The organism is Arthrobacter gyeryongensis, from assembly GCF_039543785.1.
In the GTDB taxonomy this organism is placed as follows: domain Bacteria; phylum Actinomycetota; class Actinomycetes; order Actinomycetales; family Micrococcaceae; genus Arthrobacter; species Arthrobacter gyeryongensis.
This window is the reverse complement of record NZ_BAABKK010000003.1, coordinates 132,058-154,245: the sequence shown is the minus strand read 5'-3', so window position 1 is coordinate 154,245 and position 22,188 is coordinate 132,058. Positions and strand designations below refer to the sequence as shown.

Sequence of the window (22,188 nt, the reverse complement as noted above, 5' to 3'; positions counted from 1 at the left end):
TTCATGGCCAAATGTTCAATCCAGACATTCGTGGAACATCTTGCTGCAACCAAAGCCGGTCCGAACAGCGACAATTTCTTCGACTTCACCAGCCCTGAGAACGCCGGCCGCAGACGCAACTTGGAGCTGTATCTGCAGGAGATGTTCCAAAGGAAACCAAAAGTACTTCTCTTAGGGGAAGCGCCGGGTTTTCGAGGGATGAGAATTACAGGGGTCCCGTTTACCAACACGGCCATTCTCCAAGGCGGGACCAACCACTTTGGACTATTTGGGGCCGGAAGGGGCTACACATTGCCGAGCGGATCCCCGACTATAGCGCCCGAGCCGACAGCGACCGTGATGTGGCGAGTACTCGGGGAACTTAATTTCCTTCCTTTGCTTTGGAGCGCCTACCCGCTGCATCCACACCTTCCAAACCGATACCTGTCAAATCGCACCCCTACCATTTCCGAGACCTTGGCCGGCCAACCGTTTTGGCTGGCTCTGACCCGTTTGTTCCCCATAACGTCTGTTGTAGCCGTCGGAAACGTCGCCTACCGCAGCGTTCTCGCCAGCGGACGATCCGTGCCCAAAGTGAGGCATCCCGCCCACGGAGGCAAGGCCGGGTTCCGGCGAGGATTGCAGGAGTTTCTGGAAGCGGGGATCACCATTAGCCCGGACCCGCCGCACCGTCCCTGCGAGGGCGTTGAATGCAAGGAACCCCCGGCAAGCCAGACATGAGCGTCTGCGCTGAGGCGCCGCTGGACACCACGGTGTGCAGTCCACGGCGATCGTCCATGCCGACGCACGTCACAGGCTCGCCCTTAGCCCGAACCTAACGCGTCACGGCCAGACGGAACACATGATGCCCTCGAATTGGCATGCCGCTTTCCTCAAAGCCCCGTGGCTGGTTTCAACCGCAGCGGCGGTGGTGTCGCACCTTTTCCCGCGGATCCGGTTCCGGGTCCAGGCGGAAACCGCATTGGCATTGCCACACGAGAAGCAGATCCGGCATGGCATCGTCCGAGCTGGGAGGCACGGAATCCCCTGCGGCATCAGCGCCCTGCATGGTCAGCTGCATATCGTCACCGCAATGACGGGGACGGCTCACAGGAGGCAGCAGGGTTCCCGGGTCGACTGAAGGGTCCCCTTCCTGGCTAAATTTACGAATTGTATGATCGTTACCAAAAAAAATCATCACGTGTTTCCTCCGAACCATTCAACAAGAAAACGAGTGTGTTTTCGTGGCTCGACGTAAGCGACACCGGAAAAGTGCAAAGATCTCACCCGACCGAGTGAATGCACCGGGCACCGTAGCAAGTCGAGGTGCCTGGACCTCTTCGTGGAGGCTTGCTCCCCACTTGCCCAAAAGACTATCGGCTGGGCGTGAAGCTCCTTGCAAAAGGGGCTCTTGCGAATCAGCAGTTCCTTCTTGTTGACTTTTCTACTGCCATCACCCGGATGGCCTGGTGGCCCGCACCTGTTCTCTGATGAAGTCGCGATCTCGCGCCGATAACTCTAAACGCCCGTGCCGATCCTGATCAGCATGGCGGCCTGCCACCTCGCTAACGGCATTGGCTACCGTTCGCGGGAGAACTAGACAACCCGGGTTTTCCGCGAACCAATGCTGGATTACCGGGTCAAGGTCACCCCACCATTGTTCAATCGGCCGCTGCATCATCCTGGATCCTCCTCCTCAACCCTGCAGACCCTTAGTGGCTCGGTGATCCGAGGTGAAAGCCGGGTGCCGGCAGTTACCGTCCAGCCATGGGGATCGATCTTGCCTATCTACTCTGCGCCCGGTTCCAAGATCTCAAGCCGGCAAGGTGTGGACGCCGAGCCTGTCGCCGAGGGCAGTTTGCCGGACCGACAGGCAGACCGCAGTTCCCCCAGCGGCATCATTCCCACCGCTGCATGGCGAAGGTCAAGGACCACGGCCAGTCCGTTGACGATGGTGCTCGTACGTCGAACAACCGCATACACCGCCCCCAGATTGCGTTCGGTGACACGGCCCCGGACCTGGATGCGCGCCCCGCTCATATCGACATCGAGGCGGATCAGAAACTTCAGCTTCGATCTCATGGCCGGACCCGTACGATTGCCGCCCAACCCCGGTGTACTCCCGGGTCTCATAGGTTGTCGGGCAGCCCTGCGAGCCAGGGGGGAACAAATCTTGCGAGCGGGTACGGCGGATGCGGCGGTTGAGGACTTGTCCACTATGTGCCCCGCGGCCGCATTCTCCCGCACAGCCATGATGGCCTTCGCCGCCTGGCCTATTTCCGCAAATCCCCCCGAAACCGCAAGAACCTCGCGTTCCTCGCCAATGAGCCGGAACCAGAAGCGCGTGCCGTTCCGAAAGATTTCAAACTGTCCAGCCATTTCGAAGGCCTTTCTCTTGAACTCCGGCAGCGGCCCCAGCCCGCCTTTGTCCCACGCGGTTTCCTCACTGAAATCGCTGCAGCACCATTCCTCGTCAACTTCCCGTCGAAAGTGTTGCTGTATAAAGAATATAATTGCTGAGAGTGCAACAAGTCAAAACGGTGTCCTTGAACTGGGTACTGATCCCGTAGTCTCCACACGGGCTCCCACCAAAGTCGAGTACCAAATACGCATGAAATGCCTCGGGCACCATGCGAAAGTGGCGATCACATTCAACAACTCCAAGAGGGACCCACAAGTGAAACGACCGCCTGTTCACGTCACCTCGGGCCGACGCGCAAAGAATTCAGCAGCACCAAAGCTTCGAAAATGCGAGGTTCGCGACCGATGAAGCGGGGTATGGCATCAAACCCTCTGGCCCTCGAGCACTTCTGCCTTTACAAATTGTCGGCACCAGGTGGGATCCTGCATCATGGCAACCAAACGTCGTCGATCAAGCAGTGAGGGTGCCGGCGCCCTCGGGTGTGGCCCGCTCCTCGCCCTCATCGTGATCGGGCTCCTCATCCAGTATTGGTGGGTTCTCTTGATCGCTCTCGGATTGGTTACTGTGACCGTGGCACTCGTCCGCGTCGCTACGGCCCCGCCCCGTCCGGCCAGGGTGCGCCCGCCCAAGCCAGCCCGCCTGCCCAAGCCCCGACCGGTCATGACCCCGCCCGACCCGGCCCTCGTCGGTGACGATCTCGCGGACCAGATGCGCGCAGCCAAACAGGTCCGCCATATACGGGAAATGCAGGAGTGGGACTACGAGTGGCTCCGGCTGACCAACCCCGAGAAGAGCAGCCGTGACCTCAGTGAAATCGCTAACGCCCACTTCGCCCGGGGCCGGTCGATCGGTATCAACCATGGCGACCCCTCCGTCCCCTGACTCGGAGGCCGAAAGCCTCAGTGGCCTACCGCGCCGCTATCCTATGCGGGCCACTGTGTGCTTGGCCCCTGGGCCGGTTATGCGACTTCCCTCGTCTTGGCCCGTGAAAGTAGATGAGGCTTCATGGAATCCGTTCAGGTGTACACCAAGGCCATCCTGAAATCGTGGGTGGATGTTCCGATCCTTCGGACCTATTTCGAATCGGATCTTCCCGAGCCCGAAGTGGTGGCACTTCTCGAACGGGTTCTTGCCACAATGGACCTGCCTGCCGCCGGGGCTGGCCAGGGCGGTGTCGCACCATACCCCTTGGGCCCCATCGTTGCGATCCACCGTGCGGACTCGACTGCAAGAGCGGGATCCCTTCTGGAAGCTTTGGCCGCCGGCATCGAGGCCCAAGGCGTAACCGGAGCCCTCCGGGCTCTTCCGCGGGAGCACCGGATCGTCGGTCGCCCCGGGTTGGATATGTCTGGGTTTGCAGCCGGGGTGCGTTTGATCGGCGAAACAGACCCCGAAGCCATCAACCGACTGATTGTGCCGGTTGAGCTGATGGACGCTCTGATCGACGTGGCCCTTGAATGGTGCCAGCTACCTTCCGGTACCCATTACGTGAGCACGGCCTGGTCCCACGTGAAATGCACAGCCGGCCAGCGCAAAGCCGTACACAAAACCGGGTGGGACCCCTACACGTCGAGTTCATTTGCCTGCGTCAATGGGCCTGACGAAATCAGGATTGTTGCATTCGAGGCGTGGGGGACCGTCCAGTTTGGCCGCCTTGATCCTGATCGTCGCTGGGAGCCCGCGGTGGCCGATTTGGCCGACCTGCTGGCGTCCCTGGCTGATCAGATCGAGTACGGGTGCGTTAGGCGGGCCAGGCTTGGGAATGGATCATGGCAGGTATTCCAGGACTATGACTGGCCTGCACGGCCACACCTCAGCGATTCCCAATTCGCAACATTCTTTCTGCCGAGGCAGGTACCGGATGCTTACGGTGTCCAGGTCCTTGGTCCCGGCCACCAATTGCCGGATCCCCTCGCGCCAATCTGGACGGCGCAACAGGTAGGGAGCGCATCGACGCTCCTGCAGCACAGGGATCTTCCGTCTTTGTTTGAAGATCGACTTCCCGAACCTGACACCCTTGATGAGGCCCGCAGATCCCTTGGCCCTCTCCTGATAACCACCGAGCAGGTGTTTGTCGCCCGGGGCCTGAAGTAGGCCCGCGATGACCTTGTAGCGTCCTGAGGCTGGCTCTCTGACCGCGATGAGGTTTGGCTAACGCGTCGCCCAGGCCAGCTCAGCCGCCGAGGTGCCGGGCTCAATGTAGGTCATCGGATACAGCTGCCATTGGTCCCGTTGACGGCCTGGTGGAACTTCCTGCCCCGGACCGGGGGGAAACACGGCAAGCTTTCGCAAGAGCGTCACCAGATCACCTATCCCGGGATCGAACGGTCCCCCTCGAATTTGGTGTAGTGCCGCCCGTAAGCCGGTCTATCACCGTGCTGCGGAAGCCCGCCGCCACATTTGTCAATTTCAGAAGTCGTCTGCACTGGGACCGCAGGGAAGCGGCCATCGGAAGGCGGACCCTGACCGGGCCGAAAAATGGCCGTTCTCAAACCGCACGGAGGAGGAACCAACAGAGGCCGTATGAGGCCGGGGGCCCTGCCGGGCACAGCTATGCCATGCTTCGTCAGCGGCAACGACAGGGGGGGGAGAGGGGCTCCGGTACTTCAGGCGCCGCGCCAACTGAAAGCGACAGCTGGGGGGAGTGGTGGCCACCCAAGTGGTTCCAGTTCCAAGGAAATGGGACAGTAGGCCTCGCCATGACGACCTCTTGCGTATTTGCAAGCGAGAGGATTGGTGAATGCGTGCGGCATAGGGAACGATTCGAGTTATGGCTGACGTCGAACCAGAGATGGCAATGCATGATGGTGTGAAGGAGCAACTGCGTGAGCACATCGCCAGGCGGTACCTCGAGTCTCCTGATTTCAATGGAGTCGAAGCTCCTCGGCTCATTGACGCCTTGGGGGAGTTTCCTGTCGACATAGAGGCCGTGCTCGCTGAGCTTGTCGCAGAGGGAGTGGTGTACGCCAACTTCGGTCATGAGATGACCAACCCTCACATCATCGGATTTCCGCACCAGCCGGCCGCCGACAATCTTACGGAGGTACAGCAGCGCGGCGGAGTTTGTGCCGCCGTTCTTTACCCAACCCGGGATACTCTCGCCGCGATGTCTGCGGATGATCGCTATCCGGGTGCTCCGTACTCGGCCGCTCTCGCACTCGGCCGCTCTCGCACTCGGCCATGCCCAGCTGGAATCTGTGTTCTTCCGGGCCGACGTTCTTGGTAGGTACCGCGACGACCCTCGTTACGATTACACCCTTGACATTGGCGGCGAGATCCGGGCTCGGGAAGGCACACCTCACAACACCTACCTGACGACCTTCAGCATCGGATTCGACTCGGACAAGGACAATCACGAGATCGTGGTCGGCGTACCGCTCCGATACCTTCACGACCTCTCGCCGGCCGAACAGGCCTACTGGAAGTCATTCGAGCACGAACGGCAGGATTGGGTGCTTCACCCGGACTGGGTGCGTGCGCACCTCATGGGGGAGTTCCCCGAGCGGGTCAGTCCCTACACGGCGGTTCTGATGGAAATGCGACTCATCAATGACATCTGTGAGGCGATCGGCTACCCGAGGCTCTTCCGGAATCTTTATGACGGAGCGAGCCGCCCCACCGACTATGGGTACCTGATCCGGCCCACCAAGCGTGAATTGTTCAACTTCATCGAGCAGCTCAACAAGCTACTAATCGACAACCTCGACCAAAAGTTCTTCGTCCGTGCCCAAATCCCGCTCACAGAAGAACGGAAGGACGGTGAGGACAACACCTACCAAGGCCAGCGCGGCACAATGAACATGCTCATCGAGTGGATGGAACGCACGGTCAGACACGACCCTAAAGGGATGGTGCCTTCCGCCGTCAGCATCCTCAAGGAGATTCGTCGAGCACGGTCCAACGTCGCTCATACGCTGCGTGAGAATGAGTACGACCCATCAGTATGGAAGGAACAGCGCCGCTTTGTTGTCGAGGCGTACCTTGCGGGGCAAACCGTACGGCAGCTCCTTCAATCCCACCCGGAGGCGGCGGCGGTCGAGGTTCCCGAGGAACTTGACGAGCCCAAAGTCTGGCCGTTTTAACGGGCGGCGGAAGACCCTGAAAAACCGCCCCAAGTGTCCGGGTGTGTGCTGAGTTGTGGTTCCGTCGGGCTACGAAGGGGTCGGAACCCTCCCCTTAGGGGTTCGTCTTACGGGCGCCGGTGCGATACCGGGCGATCACAAATCTCCATCACATGGCGATCAAATCCACACCTTGGGGGAGCGTCCTACTGAGAGTCTTCCAGTTCCAAGGAACCGGAAGAGCGCTCACGGTGCCGGTTCGTCAAGAACTTTCTGAGATTTCCGCGACACGATTCTGCCCATGGACTCACTGTATCCGTAGGGAGGGGTATGTCAGTTATTGGCACTTCCGCCGGGGCTGCGAAGCAGCTGCTCCGGGCACGCCTCGTAGCCGGCCATCACGTCGTCGAAAGAAGATAGTTGCAAGCCGCCGTAGACGGCGGCAGCGTCGAGCGCCTCGGGTAGTTCCTCGTCCACGGAACATAACAGGGGCTCGCAACGCAGCCCGTCCCATTCGAGGGTGGCTACAGCCCAGGGACCTCTGCCTCTTCGAAAAAGTCGCTCTCTCGCAAACTGAGAGTCTAAAACCACCTTGAGCAAGGTACGGCTAGTACCCACCTCCTGATATGTAGGTCTGGTTGTCAATAGCCATAGGTGAGCGGCTCCTGGGTTGTGGTTCCGGGGCCGCTCATCTTGTGCCGATCAGGGTGGGTAGCTTGGTGCTTGGGCGGGTCGGTTTCGACTGGCAGTGTCAGGCTGACATTCGCGGGTTGGTTACCGCATGACGATGTGTTCGGCTGGAGCGTATCGGTGTCTAACATCGAGCGTCCAACAGCGGGTCATCCGTGTGCTCATAGAGGTGGCCCCGAGTTAGCTCCGTGTGCTGCCCATCGCACCTGCTCCACGTCCCGGAGGGGCACGTTCATGGGTTAGGCCGCGTTCATGCGTTCTCCTTGCTGGAGCGGGGCGGCCAGTGACCAGCACCAGCCCGCGAGCTCGCGGGCGATCGCGGTGTTGGCCTTGACGGGCATCTTGTGTCGGTCATCGAAATGTTCCCATTTCTGGTGGAGCCGGTGGTTTCCTTCCAAGGCACGGATGCGGGTTGCAGGGGCGACGAGATCGAGCTGGCGCAGCAGGCGTTGCCCGGGCCGGGCGTAGGGGCGTCGGTGCTGCCAGGCAGATTCGATGAGGAGTTTGCGGGCGTAGGTGTTTCCGGCCTTGGTGATCGGGCCCTGGTGCCGGGACTGGCCGGAGGAGTTCTCGCTGGGCACCAGCCCGAGATAGGAACCGATGGTGGAGCCGGTGAAGCGGGTCCAGTCCCCGATCTCCACGGCCAGCCCGAACGCGGTCGTCATCTGGATGCCCCGCAGGCACATCAACGCCCCAATCACCGGAGAGTAGCGGCACTCCGCGGCCGTGGCCGCGACCTGCTTGTCGATGCGCGCCAGATGCGCGGCGAGCAGCTCGGCCTGCTCGAGATCGGCCTGATAGGTGAACTGCAGCGCCGGTTCGCCAAGGTTTTGGCGGTGCAGCCACTGGATGTGTTCCTTTGTCCACCGGGTGTCCTTGGTGTAGCGGATGCCGTGGCGCAGCAGGATGGCGTTCACGTGCTGGCGGCCATGCGCGAGGTCGCTGGCAGTGCCTGCGCGGAGCCGGGGCAGGTCCCGCAGCGCTTCTTCTTCGAGATCCGGGATCCGCACCTCGGTCACCGAGCCCACGGCGAGCATCTCGGCCAGCACCCGGGCGTCCCGCCTGTCGGTTTTAATGCGGTCTCCGGGAGCGCGGAGCAGTTTCGAGGACGCCGCGACCACACAGTTGATGCCCGCGGCCCGCAGGTAACGGGCCAGGACGAACCCGGTAGGGCCGGACTCGTAGACGACCTTGACGGGTGGATCGAACCGCCGGATCCACTCCAGCACGATGGCCGGGTCGGCGGCCATCGTGTGCTGCGTGATTTCGCCGGTGGCCGGGTTCAGCGCATGTCCCACCACGTTGACCGCGTGAACATCCAGACCAATGAAAGTAAGCTCAAACATAGCCGGGACCTCCCAAGCCTCACATGTGGCACTACCATTGCACTCCCGAGGAGCCGTCAGGCCAAGGGAGCCGTCAATGGCAACCCACGGCCCTGTGAAACAGAAGGCCCCGGCCCCCACCGGCTCTCGGCCGTTCCCTGGCCGTCCGGGATAAAGGACATCACCGCCCGGGTTCCAGGCCCCGCAGCGCCGCCCTTCATCGGGAGGCAAGCGGAGAACGCTCAAGCCGGCGCTGGCGGGGACCGCCCGGCGATAATGGCCGGCCCGGACGGGCAGGATCTGCTTTCACTTCATATCTCTAATGGGTAGTGACCAGCCCGAGGTTGGTTGGCAGACTGCTTTCCGGGACCGCCGGGGCGTGACTCCCTTCATATCTGACCCGCCTGCGGTGTCTTATAGACGACCTGTCCGCCCACGAGGTCCCGGGAGCAGTCGGCCCACTCCGATGGCTTGATAGAAGGCTGTCCGCTCCGCCCCACGATGGTGCTGCGTGACTCGTTAGAGATTTGCCTCAGGGTGATCCTCCCGGCTGGTTCCGACTGGACCTCTTCGGATAGGAGCAAGCAAATGACCATAGTCGCGGAACAATTCGCACACGTCGTCGGCGTGGACACGCACGCCAGAACCCACACGTTCTCGGTCCTCGCCACCTCGACGGGCGCGGTGGTCGGGACTGACACGTTTCCCGCCACCGGGCCAGGCATGAGCCGGGCGGTGGAATGGATCCGCCGCCGCACCGCGACGGGCAATGTCCTGGTCGCGGTCGAGGGGACGAGCTCCTACGGAGCAAGGCTGACGCGCCTGCTCGAGGTGGAGCGTTTCGCCGTCTGCGAGGCCAGGCCGCCCCGGCGACAGTCCCGCCACGCTCAAGGCAAATCCGACGCGATCGACTCCGTCGCCGCTGCCCGGACAGTCTTGGGAACGGCCACTACAGAACTCATCAGCCCGAGGGCCGAGGGTCTAAGGGAAGCGCTTCGGATCCTCCTGGCGGCCCGGCGCTCGATGGACACCCAGCGCACGAGTGCGCGCAACGCACTGACCGCCCTGCTGCGGACCCTCGATCTGGGAATCGACGCACGCTCCCCGCTGACCGCTGCCCAAGTCACAACGGTCCAAGGCTGGCGGGCCAGACAGGGCGACGGTGCTGCCGCCGCCGTCGCACGGGCCGAAGCACGGCGGCTCGCGTCTGCCGTCATCACTCTCGGCGCGGAGCTGGAGGACAACCAGCGCGCCCTGGCGGAGCATGCCGAGCTCATGGCCCCGGGAGTCCTGGACATCCGCGGGGTTGGCCCGGTGACCGCGGCGATTATCCTCGCCGCCTACTCGCACCACGGCAGGGTCCGCTCGGAAGCGGCCTTCGCAGCCCTCGCCGGCGCCAGCCCCATCCCGGCATCCTCAGGCAACACGACCAGGCACCGGCTCAACCGGTACGGAGACCGGCAACTCAACCGCACACTAGACGTCGTCGCCCGGACCCGAAGCCTCACGGACCCCGCCACCCGTGCCTACATCGAGCGTCGCACCGCAGAAGGCAGGAGCCTAAGGGAAATCCGCCGCTGCCTCAAACGCTTCATCGCCCGTCAGATCTTCCGCCAACTCCAGACACTCATGGCTTGACTTATCACCATAGAAGGGTCGTCTAACTCAACAATGAGCGGGACGACCGCATGAGCTCCGTGGCACTAAAGTTGTTATAGGAGGTGGGTACCAAAATCCCCGGAATTACAAGGATTATTGCCAATTTGTGGATGTCCTTGTGGCACACAACGACCCACCTCATTTAGTAACGTTGGTGGCTTCATTTTGCTGACATCGCCATCTTTTTTGCCGCCGACTGGAACGATGTCGGCGGTCACCGACCCAGCAGTTTCGATCTTGTGCGCACAACAACGTGACGGATTAGATCGAAACGCCAGAGTCGTGAGATAAGACAAATTGGCCGGTTTCCTGGTGCCGGCGAAGGACGGATGCAGTTGGCGCGCCTTCATCGGCGCTTTTGCGAGACGCGCACGCGTGGATCGCAGAAGTCAGCGTCCGTCATGGACGAAACTGGGCATGCAGACGATCCGGGCCGTGGCTTCTTGCGTCAGAGGCATCGGCCTATTTGTTACCGTCGCGGCCGTGACCACCACGGTCCAGATCCGCGATACCCGGCTGATCATCGTCGTTGCCGTCCTCACCGTCGTGCTGGTTATTTTCGCCGCCCTCTTCATCTTGCTCCACAGGAAGCTCACCACGCTCTCTTGCATTGGCGCAGCGGGGGTTCAGTGCTTCATCCGGGTCGGAATCATGACCCAGACTGAACCGGGGGCGCGACTACCCCGGTTTTATTGACGGTTTACTCACGCGTGCCTGAGGCGTCCGCTGGATTCCCTGGGGATCAGGGTGGGCATGGATTTGCGGATGTGTGGTTCCTTGCCTGGGTTGATGATGAGGTCGATGGCGGTGGTGGCGATCTGGGCGAGGGGCACCCGGACTGAGGACAGGGGGGTGGAGAGCCTGGCTGAAAGTGGTGTGTCGTTGTATCCGACGAGTGCCAGGTCCCGCCCGACGGTGATCCCGAAGTGGTGTGCGGCGGCGATGATGCCCAGCGCTATGTTGTCGTTGGCCGCGAACACGGCGGTCGGGCGTTTTACGGCTTCCTGACCGAGCAGCGATTCTCCGGCCGTGAATCCGTTTTCTATTCCGTAACCGGCGGCGATCAGCCATTCCTGCGGCGGGTTGATGCCGGCCTCGTCCAGGGCCCGGCGTGCGCCTGCGAGGCGGCCGACGCCGCTGGAAGTGAAGGAGGGGCCGGTCACCACCGCGATGTCGCGGTGCCCGAGGTCGATCAGATGCCGGACGGCGAGGTATCCGCCTACTTCGTCGTCGCCGACCGCGGAGGGGCTCACGCCGTCGGTGCGCAGCACCAGGGCGTGCGCTACGCCGCGTTTGCGCAGCAGGCGGGGCAAATCGTCGTCGAGCCGGGCCGTTGCCAGGATCAGCCCGTCGACGTTGCGGTCCAGCAGGGTTTCGGCGGCGCGGCGTTCGTCCTCGGGGTCATCGCCGCTGGTGGCGACCATGGCAAAGTAGCCGCGGTCCGACGCCGCGCGTTCCAGCTCCTCGAACATCAGCGCCATCACCGTGTCGCTCAGGCGCGGCACGAGCACCCCCAGCGTCCGGGTTTCCCCCCGGCGCAGGCTTGATGCGAAGGAGTTCCGGCGGTAGCCGAGTTCCTCGGCAATCTTCCGGACGTGCTGGGCCGCGGCCGAGCGCGATACCGGACCCCGCTCGTCAAGGGCGCGGCTGGCGGTGGAAAGACTCACGCCGCTGGCCGCGGCAACATCCCGCAACGTGACGCTTGCGCCTGGTGCAGCCGGTTCCATGTGAAAACTCCTGTTCGGGATTGTCCTAGAAGACACTCTATTTCCTCCTTGCGATTGGCAGGGCCTTGACAGTGAGCCGGACCACACCGCACAATGAAAACGTTCCCGCAAACGTTCTCATATTCTAGCGGGACTACGATCAAGAAAACAGAGGAAGCTCTCATGACCATCGATCTTCGCGGGCTCGTTCCCGCACCTGTAACGCCGTTCAACCGGGACGGCAGCGTCGACGTCGACGCGATCCACCGCCTGGGTGGCTGGCTCGCCGGCGTCGAGGGCGTCAAGGGCCTGGTGGTCCTGGGCCACGCAGGCGAAGGGACCTTCCTGACCCAGGATGAGCAGGCCCTTGTCATCCGGGAGTTCAAGAACGCCGTCAACGGCGAGATCCCGATCATCGCCGGCATCACGGGGGAGGGCAACATGGTTGCCGCCCTGGAAGCCAAGCGCGCGGTCGAGGCCGGCGCATCTGCCGGTCTGGTCTACCCTTCCCACGGCTGGCTGCGCTTCGGATACCAGAAGGGCGCCCCTCAGACCCGGTACAAGGAAATCTACGAAACCTCGGGCCTGCCGCTGATCCTCTTCCAGTACCCGGACGCCACGAAGGCCACCTACGACCTGGAAACCCAGCTGGAGATCGCCGGGCAGGAAGGGGTGTTCGCCACGAAGAACGGCGTGCGGAACATGAAGCGCTGGGACACTGAAATCCCCGTTCTGCGCGCTGCCTACCCGGAGCTGCAGATCCTGACCTGCCATGACGAGTACCTGCTGCACACGATGTTCGACGTCGATGGCGCACTGGTCGGCTACGGCGGGCTCGCCCCTGAACCGCTTGTGGAGCTGATCGCGGCGGGCAAGGCCAAGGACTACGCCGCGGCGCGGGCCATTCACGACCGCCTCCTGCCGGTGACCAAGAACGTGTACCACCGCGGGTCCCACATGGAAGGGACCGTCGCCCTCAAGGAAGGCCTCGTCGCCCGCGGCATCCTGGAGCACGCCACCGTCCGGCCGCCGCTGCTTCCCCTGGCTGAGGGCGCCGGCGATGAAATCGCACGGGCCTTGAAGTCCGCCAACCTGGGCAGCGTCACCGTTCCCGCCTGATCCTCGCCGATCCCAAGGATGGCGGGCCAAGCGCCCGCCATCCTTCCCCCCCAAGCTTTACCCTCTCCAATCTTGGTCAACGACGACCCCCAGCACCGCAGCTGGAGAAGGAGGACTCGCAAAATGCGCGAGCTGAACAAGACCGCCCCCGCCCCCAAGGACCACCCGGCGCAGGCGGCCTCCGCAGCAGGTGCCGCACCTTCGGGCGGCACGTCCACGTTCTACACCCGCAGGGAGATCCGGTTCATCCTGGCCTTCGCCCTGCTGGGAACCCTGTTCGACGGCGCCGAGCTGAACCTGATCGGTTTTCCGCTCGCGTACATCTCCGACAGCCTGCACGTCTCCACCATCGCCCTGATCACGGTCGCCACGGTGCAGGGCTTCGCTTCGATCCTGGGCGGGTTCGTGTTCGGCACCCTCGGGGATACCCTCGGCCGGCGCCGCACCTTTGCCATCTCAGTGCTCGCCTTCGGCGTCGCGGCCACCCTCGGCGGCTTGGCCACCAACTACGAAATGTTCCTTCTGACCCGGGTGCTCGCCGGCATCGGCATGGGCGGCCTCTTCGGGCTTTCGTTCTCGATGTTCACCGAATGCTGGCAGACCACAAAACGCGGCACCATGGGCGGCATCATCCAGTCCATGTACTTCGTCGGCGAAATCCTCACCGCAGGCCTCATCTACCTGTTCCTGTCCACCCTCGGCCACGACCTGGGCTGGCGGGCGGGTTACATCGCGATCGGCCTGATCAGCCTCGTCATCGGGGCAGCATCACTGAAGCTGCTGCCCGAATCCAAGCAATGGCTCGCCTACCAGGAACACCGCAGGAACGGCACCCTCCCGCCGGAACTGCGCCGCTCCAAAGTTCCCGTGATCGACATCTTCCGCCCGCGCTTCGCCTACGGGACCGTCCTGTTCATGATCCTGTCGACCGCGATGTTCCTGACCACCAACTCGGTAGGCGCCTACCTGTCCACCTACCTGCTCAAGACCCAGCAACTGCCCCTGGACACCGTGAGCCTGATTGTCCTGCTCGGCTACGTCTCCACGATCATCACCTACTCGACCACCGGCTTCATCTCCGACCGCATCCGCCGCAAGTACGCATTCACCGCAGCATGTGTCTTCGGAACCGCAGGCTTCGTCTGGTTCCTGTCCCTGCTCACCTCGGGACACGCACACATCACCGGCGCGTTCTGGACAGCCCCCGCGTTCTGGGCACTCATGATGTGCGCCGGAGGAGCCGGAGGATTCGGCGTCCTCGGCGTCTGGATGTCCGAATTCTTCCCCACCCGCATCCGCTCCACCGGCTCCAGCGCCAGCTACTACGTGGGACGGGGCCTTGGCGCCGGAGTCTTCCCCCTCTTCGCACTCACCCTCGCCGGCACCGTCCCGTTCGCCCTCGCACTCGGCATCATCGGCCCAGTGGCAGGCGTCATCTTCTCCGTCCTCACCCCCGACCGCACCGGACGCACCATCGCCGAACTTGAATAGCAGCATCGATACTGGAACGATTGCTACCGCTGTCCCGTTGTTCGCCTCCACTGTGAACAGCGGGACAGTGACATGTGATGGACTTAAGTGCCGAAGGAGTACTCCTCGGGGCCCTCTGGTGGCCCACGAGGAGAAGAGCTTAGCGCGCGAGGGTGCGGTCGGGGTGAGTCCGGGCCCCGCCGGTGCCCGGTTGATTCTCAGCTGGTCTCGGATCTGGGGAACATCGGCGCGTCTCCGTACTGTCTTCGCGCGAGCAGCGGCACCAAAGGCTGGCCCTCACCCCCAACTGTGGGGCCTATTGTCGTTCGTCCTCCTGCGCCTCTCTGATCTCTCCTGTCAAGAAGTGAGTCCGTGACGGAACCGGCCACCATCAGCTTTGACAAAGCGGATCAGAGCGTCGTGGACTTGCAGGTTCGTTGGAATTTCGATGCCTGCAGGTCCGGTTCAGGATGACCTTTTCGGCAAGCCGGTCTGTAATCGGGTTAGGCCTTCTCGTGGGTGTAGCCGAAGGGGACCTCGGGGCTCAGTTCGAGGGTGAATCGTCCGGGGCCGTGCTTGGTGATGAGGATTCCCGCGGTACCTTGCGCAAGTGCCCTTGTCTGCAGCTCCCGGACGCTCGAATTGAGTGCGTGGTCCACGTCCCGGGCGTGGTGGACGACCACTTCCATTTTTTCGTGTGCGATCTGTGTCATGGCTTGCTTTCTGTTTTGGTGTGCTGTGCTAGCCGAGCCTCAGGGAAAGGCGATCTTTGAAGGCGGCGGTGTCGAGGACTTCGCGGTTGATGACGAATTTCGGTGCGCGCCCGCTGGCGACATCGACGATGGCGCGCACGCAGCTGCTGCCGTTGCCGAGGGACATTTCGTCAGTCCAGGAGAGGCAATGGGGGGAGAGCGTGACGTTGTCCAGGCCGATGAGCTCGTTGGTGACGGGTTCCTTTTCGAACACGTCCAGGCCGGCTCCGGCGATGCTTCCGCTCTTAAGGGCCGTAATGAGGTCTTGTTCGTTGATGATGGGGCCGCGGGCCATGTTGATGACCACGGCAGTTGGCTTCATACGGTCCAGAATTGCGGCGTTGACTATGTGGTGGGTTTGCTCGGTCAGCACTGCCATCACAATGAGGGCGTCACAGCGGGCGGCAACTTCGTCCAGTTCCATCAGTTCTACGCCCAGTTCACGGGCGCGTTCGGGCGGGCAGAAGGGGTCGTGGCCCACGTACCGGACGCCGAAGGGCTTCAGGAGGCGGACCAGTTCCCCGCCGGTGTTTCCGACGCCGAGCAGACCAATGGTTTTTCCCGTCAGGCCAGTGCCCATATACCCCTCGCGGAGGTCCCAGCGCTGTTCTCGGACCAGACGGTCCTTCACAACCGTGTTGTGCAGTACGGAAAGCAGCATGGTCAAGGTGGCCGTCGCTACCGGGCCGCGGGCACCATCGGGAGTGATGGTGGCTACTGTTCCGGCGCTGGTGCAGGCGTGGAGGTCGACTGTGTCGAAACCGACGCCGAATCTGGCCAGGATCAGCGGTGGATTGGTGACACCGGCGAAGGACGCCTCCGTGACGGCTGGGGCGGCGTAAAGGATGGCGTCGTATTGCTCCATTTGTGCCGGAGTCAGGGCCGCGGACCTGTCGTGCATGTATTCCCAGGCCAGACCGGCTTCGTCGAGTCCGGAGAGGCCGATGTCGCCCCACACGTTGTTGCCGTCGGGGTCAAGGAAGTCGGGGGAGATGCCTACTGTGAATGTCATTAGAAGACCGCCAAGGGGTTGATGGGCGAACCGGTGCCACGGGGGATGTTAAGGGGAGCGACGACGAACATGAACCGGTAGCGGTGCTCCTCGGCGCACGCGGTGCCGAGGTCTTCGAGGTCGAGGTTGTCGAGAAGGGGCAAGCCCATCGCGGTGATCGCGAGGACATGGATGGGCGAGTGGATGCCGGGGGTGGGTGAGGGGCGGACGTCGGAATCCCCGTCGCCACCTAGGAGGCTGATTCCGCGCTCGGCCAGCAACGGCATGCAGTCAACGTGCAGCCCGGCACTCAGGTCCGAGGAGTCCCAGATCCCGAGTTCGCGGGCGCGGCGGAAGTGACCGGTACGGATCAGGACCGCATCGCCCTGCGCGATGTGTACGCCGAGACGTGCTTCGGCGGCAAGGATGTCCTCGGCGTGGATGGCGGTTCCGGGCTCAAGCCACGGCACGTCGAAAAGGACGGTGAAATCCAGAAGCACCGCAGAGGTCACCAGGGAACCAAGCGCGCTGACCGAACCGAAGTCGGCACCGGTGGCAGTCACGACATCCCTTGAGATCCGGCCCTCATACAGGAGGCCCTTGTAGGCGATGTGGCTGAGGGCATCGAGATGGCTGACGGCCTTCCCGTGATAGTCGACGCCGATGAAGTCTTTATTGCAGGACGGCTCGGGAGCCTCGCGCACTCCAAGGTCCGTCATGTAATGCAGGGCCGGGTTGGCGTTGGACGGTCCGCTGACGGTATTCCAGGGCAGGGCCGTGGTCACCACGCGCCCACTGCGGACAAGCGATGCTGCTTCCACTACCGAGGCCGGGGTGACCGACTGCCATGCCCCGGCCGAGGGGTCGGTATAGGTTCCCCAGGTCTTGACCTGTTCGAAGATCTCCTCGAAGCGGTCCTGCGGGACGGCAGGCCCATTGTTTGTCGGGGCCCGATAAAGTGAGCTAGCCCTGATATCTTCCGCGCACACGGTGTACTCCTTGAGAAAATTGGGGACCGCCCGGAATTCCGTCATGGCTACTCCGTGACGGGGGACGGACGGCCTCATCTGTGCCACCGGTCCTGAACGGGAGGCGGGAGGGGGGTGACGCGACAATGATAAGCCAATATACTGGCTTAAAGTCAATATCTTGGATTAGAGGAACCACCATGACGCTAGAGACAAACTCGGCAGCCCAAAGCTCAGTTCCGGCCGTCACCAGGGCAATGGCCATACTGGACCTCATCGCAGCTGCCGGCCAAGCGGGCATGAATGTGCCCGAAATTGCGAAGTCGATGGACCTCGCCAAATCCTCCACAGCCAATATCTGCGCTGCCCTGGAGGGCGAAGGGATGCTCCGGCGCTCCGACGGCCGGTTCACGCTGGGGCGAAGGATCCTCTCGCTCGCCGGAGACTACCTTCGCTCCGCCGACCACCTTTCCGAGTTCTACGCCCTATGCCGGCGTTCCCGCCTGATTTCCCGCGAAGCGGCCCGCCTGGCGCTCCTGGATGGAACCGACGTCCTTTACCTGGCGCGCTATGAGGGAACCAACCCGATCAGGCTTACCGCGAATATCGGCGACCGCTTCCCGGCCCATGTCACGGCCACCGGAAAGGCGGTGCTCTCCACCCTTCCGGACGCCGTGGTGGAGGACCGCTACCGGGGCAAGACCTTCGTGCCGTTCACCTCGCGCTCCCTAACGAGCATCTCCGAGCTCATGTCCGACCTCGAGAAATCCCGCCACCGCGGCTACTTCATGGACGACGAAGAGACCACAATCGGCGTTGTGTGTTTCGCCGTTCCCGTGGTGGACATCCCGGGCGAGCCGGCGCAATTTGCCATCAGCGCGACGCTGCTCAAAGCCCGCGCCGACGAGCTGGACCACGCGGACATCGTGGAGGAGCTCCAGCAAATCGCACGCGCCCTGGCCAACCCGCTCAGCGCGCACTCCCTCTGAGACCCGCGTTCCCGGGCCAGTGCTGGGTGCGGTCTGCCCCTGCAGACCGCACCCTTTTTGAGTAATGAAGAGTTTCATTCAATCAGCTATTGACCAACAGGCTGGTTTTAGTACAAGATATTGGTCAAGCAGGTCATTGGTGACCACCCAGAAATTTACGCAGCACTGGGGCTGCAAGGAGCGAACATGGGACTCAACCCACCTCCCGCGGAACCGCTGATCCAGATTGAACACCTATCCAAGCGGTTCGGAGTCAACGCGGCTCTGCAGGACGTCAACCTCACCCTGGATGCCGGTAGCATCCACGCGCTGCTGGGCCAGAACGGTGCGGGCAAGTCCACACTGATCAAGATCCTCTCCGGGCTGTATTCGCCCACCAGCGGCCAGATCACGATCGCCGGGCATGCATTGGGTACACCGGAGGCGACAGCGAACATGGCCTTCATCCACCAGGACCTTGGTCTGGTGGACACCATGACGATCGCGGAAAACATCGCCCTGAGCACGGGTTTCGGCCGCACCGGCGGATTCATCTCCTGGCGGCAGGTCCGCGACAACGCCGCCGAGGCATTGCAGACTGTCGCATCCCACCTCGAGCCGGACCGGTATGTCTCGGAGCTGAGCAGGGCGGACAAGTCCCTGGTCGCCATTGCCCGGGCCCTGGCCTCGAACGCTTCGGTCATTGTCCTCGATGAACCCACGGCAAGCCTGCCCGCAGCGGATTCCCGCAGGCTGTTCGATGTGCTTGAGAAACTTCGCAGCCAAGGCCACGGGCTGCTCTACGTCAGCCACAGGCTCGATGAGGTCTTCGCCATCTCGGACACCGTCACGGTGCTGCGGGACGGCCGGCTCATCCACAGCGGACCCATCGCCGAGAAGACACCGCGCGAACTCGTGGTGGACATCGTTGGCCACAAACCGCTCAGCTACACCTCGACCGGCGGAGTGCAGCAGGACACCCGGCGCCTGGAAGTACTCGAACTGGCCACCGCGCAGACCCGGCCCGTCTCCTTCTCCGTACATGCCGGTGAAGTGGTTGGCATGGTGGGGCTCACCGGAGCCGGACATATGGAACTGGGACGGGCCCTGGCCGGAGCCCGCAGGATCATCTCCGGCACCGTCAAGCTCGACTCGGAGGATTACCGGCCCCGCACGCCGACTGACGCGGTGGACTCGGGCGTAGGATTCGTCACGAGCAACCGGATGGACGAGGGGTGCGCCCCCGAGCTGACAGTGCGGGAAAACTTCCTGCCGAATCCCGGCATCCGCTCCAGAAACCCTTTCGCGTGGACCAGCCCCAAAGCCGAACGCAAACTCGCCCGCAAACTCGTGGACCAGTACGGGGTCCGGCCCGCTTTGACGGAAGTGGCCATCGCCACCCTCTCCGGAGGAAACCAGCAAAAAATCATGGTCGGCCGCTGGCTGAGCACCCGCCGGAAACTCATCATCCTGGAGGAACCCACCGCGGGCGTCGACGTCGGAGCCAAAGCGGACATCTACACCCTCCTGGAAGAGTCCCTCGCGGCCGGATTGGCCGTGCTGATGATTTCAACCGACTTCGAAGAAGTCGCCAACGTCTGCCACCGGGCACTCGTTTTTGTCCAAGGAACGGTCACCGCGGAGCTGTCCGGGGCTGGCCTCACCATTGCAAACCTCACTGCGGCGGCCTCCGGTGCTGCTCTCACTTCGGAGTAATCCTCACATGAACCAGATGAAAACCAGCCGCCAGGGCGGCGTCGCCCACCTCCTCGGACCTTACGGACTCGTAGTGATCCTCGTGGTGCTGTTCGCGGTATTTGCCCTGATCCTGCCGCAGACCTTCCTCTCCGGCCGCAACTTCAACGCCATCCTCAGCAACCAGGCCATCCCGGCGCTGCTGGCGCTGGGGGCCATGATCCCCATCGCCACCGGCAAATTCGACCTGTCCATCGGCTACGGACTCGGGCTCTCCCACGTGATCGTCCTCAAACTCATCGTCGACGGCCACGTACCCTGGGGCATCGCCGCCCTGGCGGCCATCGGCGCCATGGCAGTGGTAGGCATCATCAACGGCCTCCTGGTCGAATTCGGCCAGATCGATTCCTTCGTGGCCACCCTGGGCACAGGCACCGTGCTCTACTCCATCACCGGCGCCATCACCAACGGCGCCCGCGTCGTTCCAGGCGACGCCGGACTGCCCGCATCCTTCAAAGACCTCTACGACTCCAAGATCGCCGGCGTCCCGATCGTTGCCGTGTACCTGCTGATCGTCGCCGTGATCCTCTGGGTCCTGTTCGAACGCCTCCCGCTCGGCCGGTACTTCTACGTGCTTGGCTCAAACCCCCGGGCCGCCGCGTTGATGGGCATCCCCACCAAGCGGTATTCCATCTACGCCTTTTCCTTCTCCGCCGTGGTCACCGGTGTTGCCGGGGTACTGCTGGCTTCCCAGCAACAGATCGGAAACCCCAGCGTCGGAATGGACTACCTCCTCCCCGCCTTCGTCGGAGCACTCCTGGGAGCCACCGCCATCAAACCCGGACGCGCCAACGTCATCGGCACGCTCGTGGCGGTCATCACCCTGGCGATCGGCCTTGCCGGCATCTCCCAGCTGGGCGCCCAGTTCTGGGTCACCCCGCTCTTCAACGGCGTCACCCTGCTGATCGCCGTCGGCCTGGCAGGCTACTCCGCCCGCCGCAAGCTCCGCGCCGGCGCAGTCGCTGCCCCGCCGCCCACCATCCCCACCGCAGGCGAACCCGCCGCGGACGACGCCGGACCCTCATCTCCCGCCGGACCCGAGACTCCCGCAGCGCCACCGGCCACCCCCGCCACCACTGCCCGCTGACACCGGGCCAACAGCTCCACCCGCTCCACGCACCACCCCTGACGATTCCCCATGACTGAAAGGCTTCCACCATGAACCACTCCGCCCCCCGACTCCTGCTCGCAGCCGGCGCCATCATGGCCCTGGGACTCACCGCCTGCACCAGCGGCTCCTCCGAATCCGCGGCCAGTGCAGCCGCCACGGGAGCCAGCGGCTGCGCCGACGTCGTCGCCGCCGCCCAGAAAGCCCTGGCAACCGCGTCCAAGACCGACGCCCCCTGGGACGGACCCACCACCGGCCCGAAGGCCGCCACCGGAAAGACCCTGGTCTACGTGGCCCAGTCCATGACCAACCCCGGCGTCGCCGGCGTGGCCAAGGGCCTTCAGGAAGCAGCCGCGGCGATCGGCTGGAACGTCAAGGTCATCGACGGGCTGGGCACCCCGGCCGGGATCCAGAGCGCTTTCAGCCAGGCACTGACCACCAAACCCGACGGCATCGTGATCGGCGGGTTCGACCCCAAGACCACCGCAGCCCAGGTCGCCGAGGCCAACGCCGCCAAGATCCCGCTGGCCGCGTGGCAGGCACTCTCCACCCCCGGCCCCAGCACCGACCCGCAACTGTTCACCAACATCACCACCAAAGTCGAGGACGTCGCGAAGATCAGCGCCGACTATGTGATCGCCAAATCGAACGGCAACGCCGGCGTCGTCATCTTCACCGATTCCTCCATCCCCTTCGCCGAGGGCAAATCCCAGATGATCAAGAAGGAACTCGAAACCTGCTCCGGGGTCAAGGTCCTGGACTACGACAACGTCCCGCTCTCGGACGTCAGCGCCCGGATGCCGCAGGAAGTGTCCTCGCTGCTGAGCAAATTCAATAATTCCTGGACCTATTCGGTGGCCATCAACGACGTCTACTACGAAAACGCGGCCGCGGCCTTGCGTGCCGGCGGCGTGAACGCCAGCGGGGCCCCCTTCAACGTGGGCGCCGGTGACGGCGACTCCTCCGCGCTGCAGCGGATCAAGGCCGGCGAATACCAGACCGCCACCGTTCCCTCACCCCTGAAGTCAGAGGGATGGCAGATCGTGGACGAACTCAACAGGGCCTTCAACAACCAGCCCGCCAGCGGCTACGTCCCGCAGATCCACGTCTCCACAAAGGAAAACACAACAGCCACCGATGCCTGGGATCCGACAGGCTACCAGGACGCGTACCGCAAGATCTGGGGCAAATAATCCCGGCCTCAAAGCCCACCCG

20 protein-coding genes are annotated in these 22,188 nt (G+C 63.1%); 13 read left to right on the top strand and 7 right to left on the bottom strand.

The window, feature by feature from the left end:
- The first annotated feature begins 3 nt into the window (after nt 1-3).
- Nucleotides 4-720 (top strand): uracil-DNA glycosylase, encoded by a 717-nt coding sequence (locus tag ABEA18_RS02420; RefSeq protein ID WP_345447720.1) that lies wholly within the window; start codon nt 4-6, stop codon nt 718-720.
- A 1,047-nt stretch (nt 721-1,767) separates the two neighbouring features.
- Here the strand turns inward: ABEA18_RS02420 and ABEA18_RS24590 are convergent.
- Nucleotides 1,768-2,304: a YegP family protein gene (locus ABEA18_RS24590; protein ID WP_425550466.1), complete on the bottom strand. Its 537-nt coding sequence runs from the start codon at nt 2,302-2,304 to the stop codon at nt 1,768-1,770.
- Between ABEA18_RS24590 and ABEA18_RS02410 the strand changes: the two genes are divergently transcribed.
- From ABEA18_RS02410 to ABEA18_RS02395, 4 genes are all read left to right on the top strand, one after another.
- A complete protein-coding gene (locus tag ABEA18_RS02410; protein WP_345447716.1) occupies nt 2,200-2,499 on the top strand; it encodes a hypothetical protein in 300 nt (99 codons plus the stop codon). The two genes, ABEA18_RS24590 and ABEA18_RS02410, sit on opposite strands and share 105 nt — an antisense overlap.
- Before the next feature lie 331 nt (nt 2,500-2,830).
- Nucleotides 2,831-3,283, top strand: a complete 453-nt coding sequence (locus ABEA18_RS02405) for a hypothetical protein (RefSeq protein WP_345447714.1) — start codon at nt 2,831-2,833, stop codon at nt 3,281-3,283.
- A 123-nt stretch (nt 3,284-3,406) separates the two neighbouring features.
- A complete protein-coding gene (locus tag ABEA18_RS02400) occupies nt 3,407-4,495 on the top strand; it encodes a hypothetical protein (RefSeq protein WP_345447712.1) in 1,089 nt (362 codons plus the stop codon).
- A 1,022-nt stretch (nt 4,496-5,517) separates the two neighbouring features.
- On the top strand, nt 5,518-6,483 hold the full coding sequence (locus ABEA18_RS02395; protein ID WP_345447710.1) for a hypothetical protein: 966 nt from the start codon (nt 5,518-5,520) through the stop codon (nt 6,481-6,483).
- Nucleotides 6,484-6,795: 312 nt separating this feature from the next.
- Here the strand turns inward: ABEA18_RS02395 and ABEA18_RS02390 are convergent, their stop codons facing one another.
- On the bottom strand, nt 6,796-6,939 hold the full coding sequence (locus ABEA18_RS02390) for a hypothetical protein (RefSeq protein ID WP_345447708.1): 144 nt from the start codon (nt 6,937-6,939) through the stop codon (nt 6,796-6,798).
- Nucleotides 6,940-7,391: 452 nt separating this feature from the next.
- A complete protein-coding gene (locus ABEA18_RS02385) occupies nt 7,392-8,498 on the bottom strand; it encodes an IS110 family RNA-guided transposase (protein ID WP_345447706.1) in 1,107 nt (368 codons plus the stop codon).
- A gap of 567 nt (nt 8,499-9,065) precedes the next feature.
- On the opposite strand from ABEA18_RS02385, the gene ABEA18_RS02380 reads away from it, so the two are divergent.
- Together ABEA18_RS02380 and ABEA18_RS02375 are read left to right on the top strand one after the other, a co-directional pair.
- Complete coding sequence (locus ABEA18_RS02380) at nt 9,066-10,115, top strand: IS110 family RNA-guided transposase (protein ID WP_345447705.1); 1,050 nt, start codon at nt 9,066-9,068, stop codon at nt 10,113-10,115.
- 504 nt (nt 10,116-10,619) lie between these two features.
- The gene (locus ABEA18_RS02375; RefSeq protein ID WP_345447704.1) at nt 10,620-10,832 is read left to right on the top strand and encodes a hypothetical protein; all 213 of its coding nucleotides are present in this window, start codon (nt 10,620-10,622) and stop codon (nt 10,830-10,832) included.
- An 8-nt stretch (nt 10,833-10,840) separates the two neighbouring features.
- On the opposite strand, the gene ABEA18_RS02370 is transcribed toward ABEA18_RS02375, so the two are convergent.
- On the bottom strand, nt 10,841-11,863 hold the full coding sequence (locus tag ABEA18_RS02370) for a LacI family DNA-binding transcriptional regulator (RefSeq protein ID WP_345447703.1): 1,023 nt from the start codon (nt 11,861-11,863) through the stop codon (nt 10,841-10,843).
- Between the two features lie 162 nt (nt 11,864-12,025).
- Here ABEA18_RS02370 and ABEA18_RS02365 point away from each other — a divergent pair, with 162 nt between their 5' ends.
- Together ABEA18_RS02365 and ABEA18_RS02360 are read left to right on the top strand one after the other, a co-directional pair.
- The gene (locus ABEA18_RS02365) at nt 12,026-12,961 is read left to right on the top strand and encodes a dihydrodipicolinate synthase family protein (RefSeq protein WP_345447701.1); all 936 of its coding nucleotides are present in this window, start codon (nt 12,026-12,028) and stop codon (nt 12,959-12,961) included.
- Between the two features lie 123 nt (nt 12,962-13,084).
- Complete coding sequence (locus tag ABEA18_RS02360) at nt 13,085-14,452, top strand: MFS transporter (RefSeq protein ID WP_345447699.1); 1,368 nt, start codon at nt 13,085-13,087, stop codon at nt 14,450-14,452.
- Between the two features lie 482 nt (nt 14,453-14,934).
- Here the strand turns inward: ABEA18_RS02360 and ABEA18_RS02355 are convergent, their stop codons facing one another.
- Genes ABEA18_RS02355 through ABEA18_RS02345 form a run of 3 tightly spaced genes read right to left on the bottom strand, consistent with a single transcriptional unit; the run spans nt 14,935 to nt 17,208 of the window.
- On the bottom strand, nt 14,935-15,144 hold the full coding sequence (locus ABEA18_RS02355) for a hypothetical protein (protein ID WP_345447697.1): 210 nt from the start codon (nt 15,142-15,144) through the stop codon (nt 14,935-14,937).
- A gap of 28 nt (nt 15,145-15,172) precedes the next feature.
- Nucleotides 15,173-16,195: an NAD(P)-dependent oxidoreductase gene (locus tag ABEA18_RS02350; protein ID WP_345447695.1), complete on the bottom strand. Its 1,023-nt coding sequence runs from the start codon at nt 16,193-16,195 to the stop codon at nt 15,173-15,175.
- Nucleotides 16,195-17,208: a cyclase family protein gene (locus tag ABEA18_RS02345; RefSeq protein WP_345447693.1), complete on the bottom strand. Its 1,014-nt coding sequence runs from the start codon at nt 17,206-17,208 to the stop codon at nt 16,195-16,197. The genes ABEA18_RS02350 and ABEA18_RS02345 overlap by 1 nt, the downstream gene beginning before the upstream one ends.
- A 134-nt stretch (nt 17,209-17,342) precedes the next feature.
- Between ABEA18_RS02345 and ABEA18_RS02340 the strand changes: the two genes are divergently transcribed.
- The 4 genes from ABEA18_RS02340 (at nt 17,343) to ABEA18_RS02325 (ending at nt 22,166) form a co-directional block, all read left to right on the top strand.
- Nucleotides 17,343-18,131, top strand: coding sequence for an IclR family transcriptional regulator (locus ABEA18_RS02340; protein ID WP_345447691.1), 789 nt, complete (start codon nt 17,343-17,345; stop codon nt 18,129-18,131).
- A gap of 186 nt (nt 18,132-18,317) precedes the next feature.
- Nucleotides 18,318-19,826 (top strand): sugar ABC transporter ATP-binding protein, encoded by a 1,509-nt coding sequence (locus ABEA18_RS02335; protein WP_345447689.1) that lies wholly within the window; start codon nt 18,318-18,320, stop codon nt 19,824-19,826.
- Between the two features lie 7 nt (nt 19,827-19,833).
- A complete protein-coding gene (locus tag ABEA18_RS02330) occupies nt 19,834-20,952 on the top strand; it encodes an ABC transporter permease (RefSeq protein ID WP_345447687.1) in 1,119 nt (372 codons plus the stop codon).
- A gap of 71 nt (nt 20,953-21,023) precedes the next feature.
- The gene (locus tag ABEA18_RS02325) at nt 21,024-22,166 is read left to right on the top strand and encodes a substrate-binding domain-containing protein (RefSeq protein WP_345447685.1); all 1,143 of its coding nucleotides are present in this window, start codon (nt 21,024-21,026) and stop codon (nt 22,164-22,166) included.
- The last annotated feature ends 22 nt before the right edge of the window (nt 22,167-22,188 follow it).

Bases quoted from the DNA above. Each gene is read 5' to 3' on its own strand.
- ABEA18_RS02420 (WP_345447720.1), top strand. From the start codon at position 4: ATGGCCAAATGTTCAATCCAGACATTCGTGGAACATCTTGCTGCAACC.
- ABEA18_RS02405 (WP_345447714.1), top strand. From the start codon at position 2,831: ATGGCAACCAAACGTCGTCGATCAAGCAGTGAGGGTGCCGGCGCCCTC.
- ABEA18_RS02400 (WP_345447712.1), top strand. From the start codon at position 3,407: ATGGAATCCGTTCAGGTGTACACCAAGGCCATCCTGAAATCGTGGGTG.
- ABEA18_RS02395 (WP_345447710.1), top strand. From the start codon at position 5,518: ATGATCGCTATCCGGGTGCTCCGTACTCGGCCGCTCTCGCACTCGGCC.
- ABEA18_RS02385 (WP_345447706.1), bottom strand. From the start codon at position 8,498: ATGTTTGAGCTTACTTTCATTGGTCTGGATGTTCACGCGGTCAACGTG.
- ABEA18_RS02380 (WP_345447705.1), top strand. From the start codon at position 9,066: ATGACCATAGTCGCGGAACAATTCGCACACGTCGTCGGCGTGGACACG.
- ABEA18_RS02370 (WP_345447703.1), bottom strand. From the start codon at position 11,863: ATGGAACCGGCTGCACCAGGCGCAAGCGTCACGTTGCGGGATGTTGCC.
- ABEA18_RS02365 (WP_345447701.1), top strand. From the start codon at position 12,026: ATGACCATCGATCTTCGCGGGCTCGTTCCCGCACCTGTAACGCCGTTC.
- ABEA18_RS02360 (WP_345447699.1), top strand. From the start codon at position 13,085: ATGCGCGAGCTGAACAAGACCGCCCCCGCCCCCAAGGACCACCCGGCG.
- ABEA18_RS02355 (WP_345447697.1), bottom strand. From the start codon at position 15,144: ATGACACAGATCGCACACGAAAAAATGGAAGTGGTCGTCCACCACGCC.
- ABEA18_RS02350 (WP_345447695.1), bottom strand. From the start codon at position 16,195: ATGACATTCACAGTAGGCATCTCCCCCGACTTCCTTGACCCCGACGGC.
- ABEA18_RS02345 (WP_345447693.1), bottom strand. From the start codon at position 17,208: ATGACGGAATTCCGGGCGGTCCCCAATTTTCTCAAGGAGTACACCGTG.
- ABEA18_RS02340 (WP_345447691.1), top strand. From the start codon at position 17,343: ATGACGCTAGAGACAAACTCGGCAGCCCAAAGCTCAGTTCCGGCCGTC.
- ABEA18_RS02335 (WP_345447689.1), top strand. From the start codon at position 18,318: ATGGGACTCAACCCACCTCCCGCGGAACCGCTGATCCAGATTGAACAC.
- ABEA18_RS02330 (WP_345447687.1), top strand. From the start codon at position 19,834: ATGAACCAGATGAAAACCAGCCGCCAGGGCGGCGTCGCCCACCTCCTC.
- ABEA18_RS02325 (WP_345447685.1), top strand. From the start codon at position 21,024: ATGAACCACTCCGCCCCCCGACTCCTGCTCGCAGCCGGCGCCATCATG.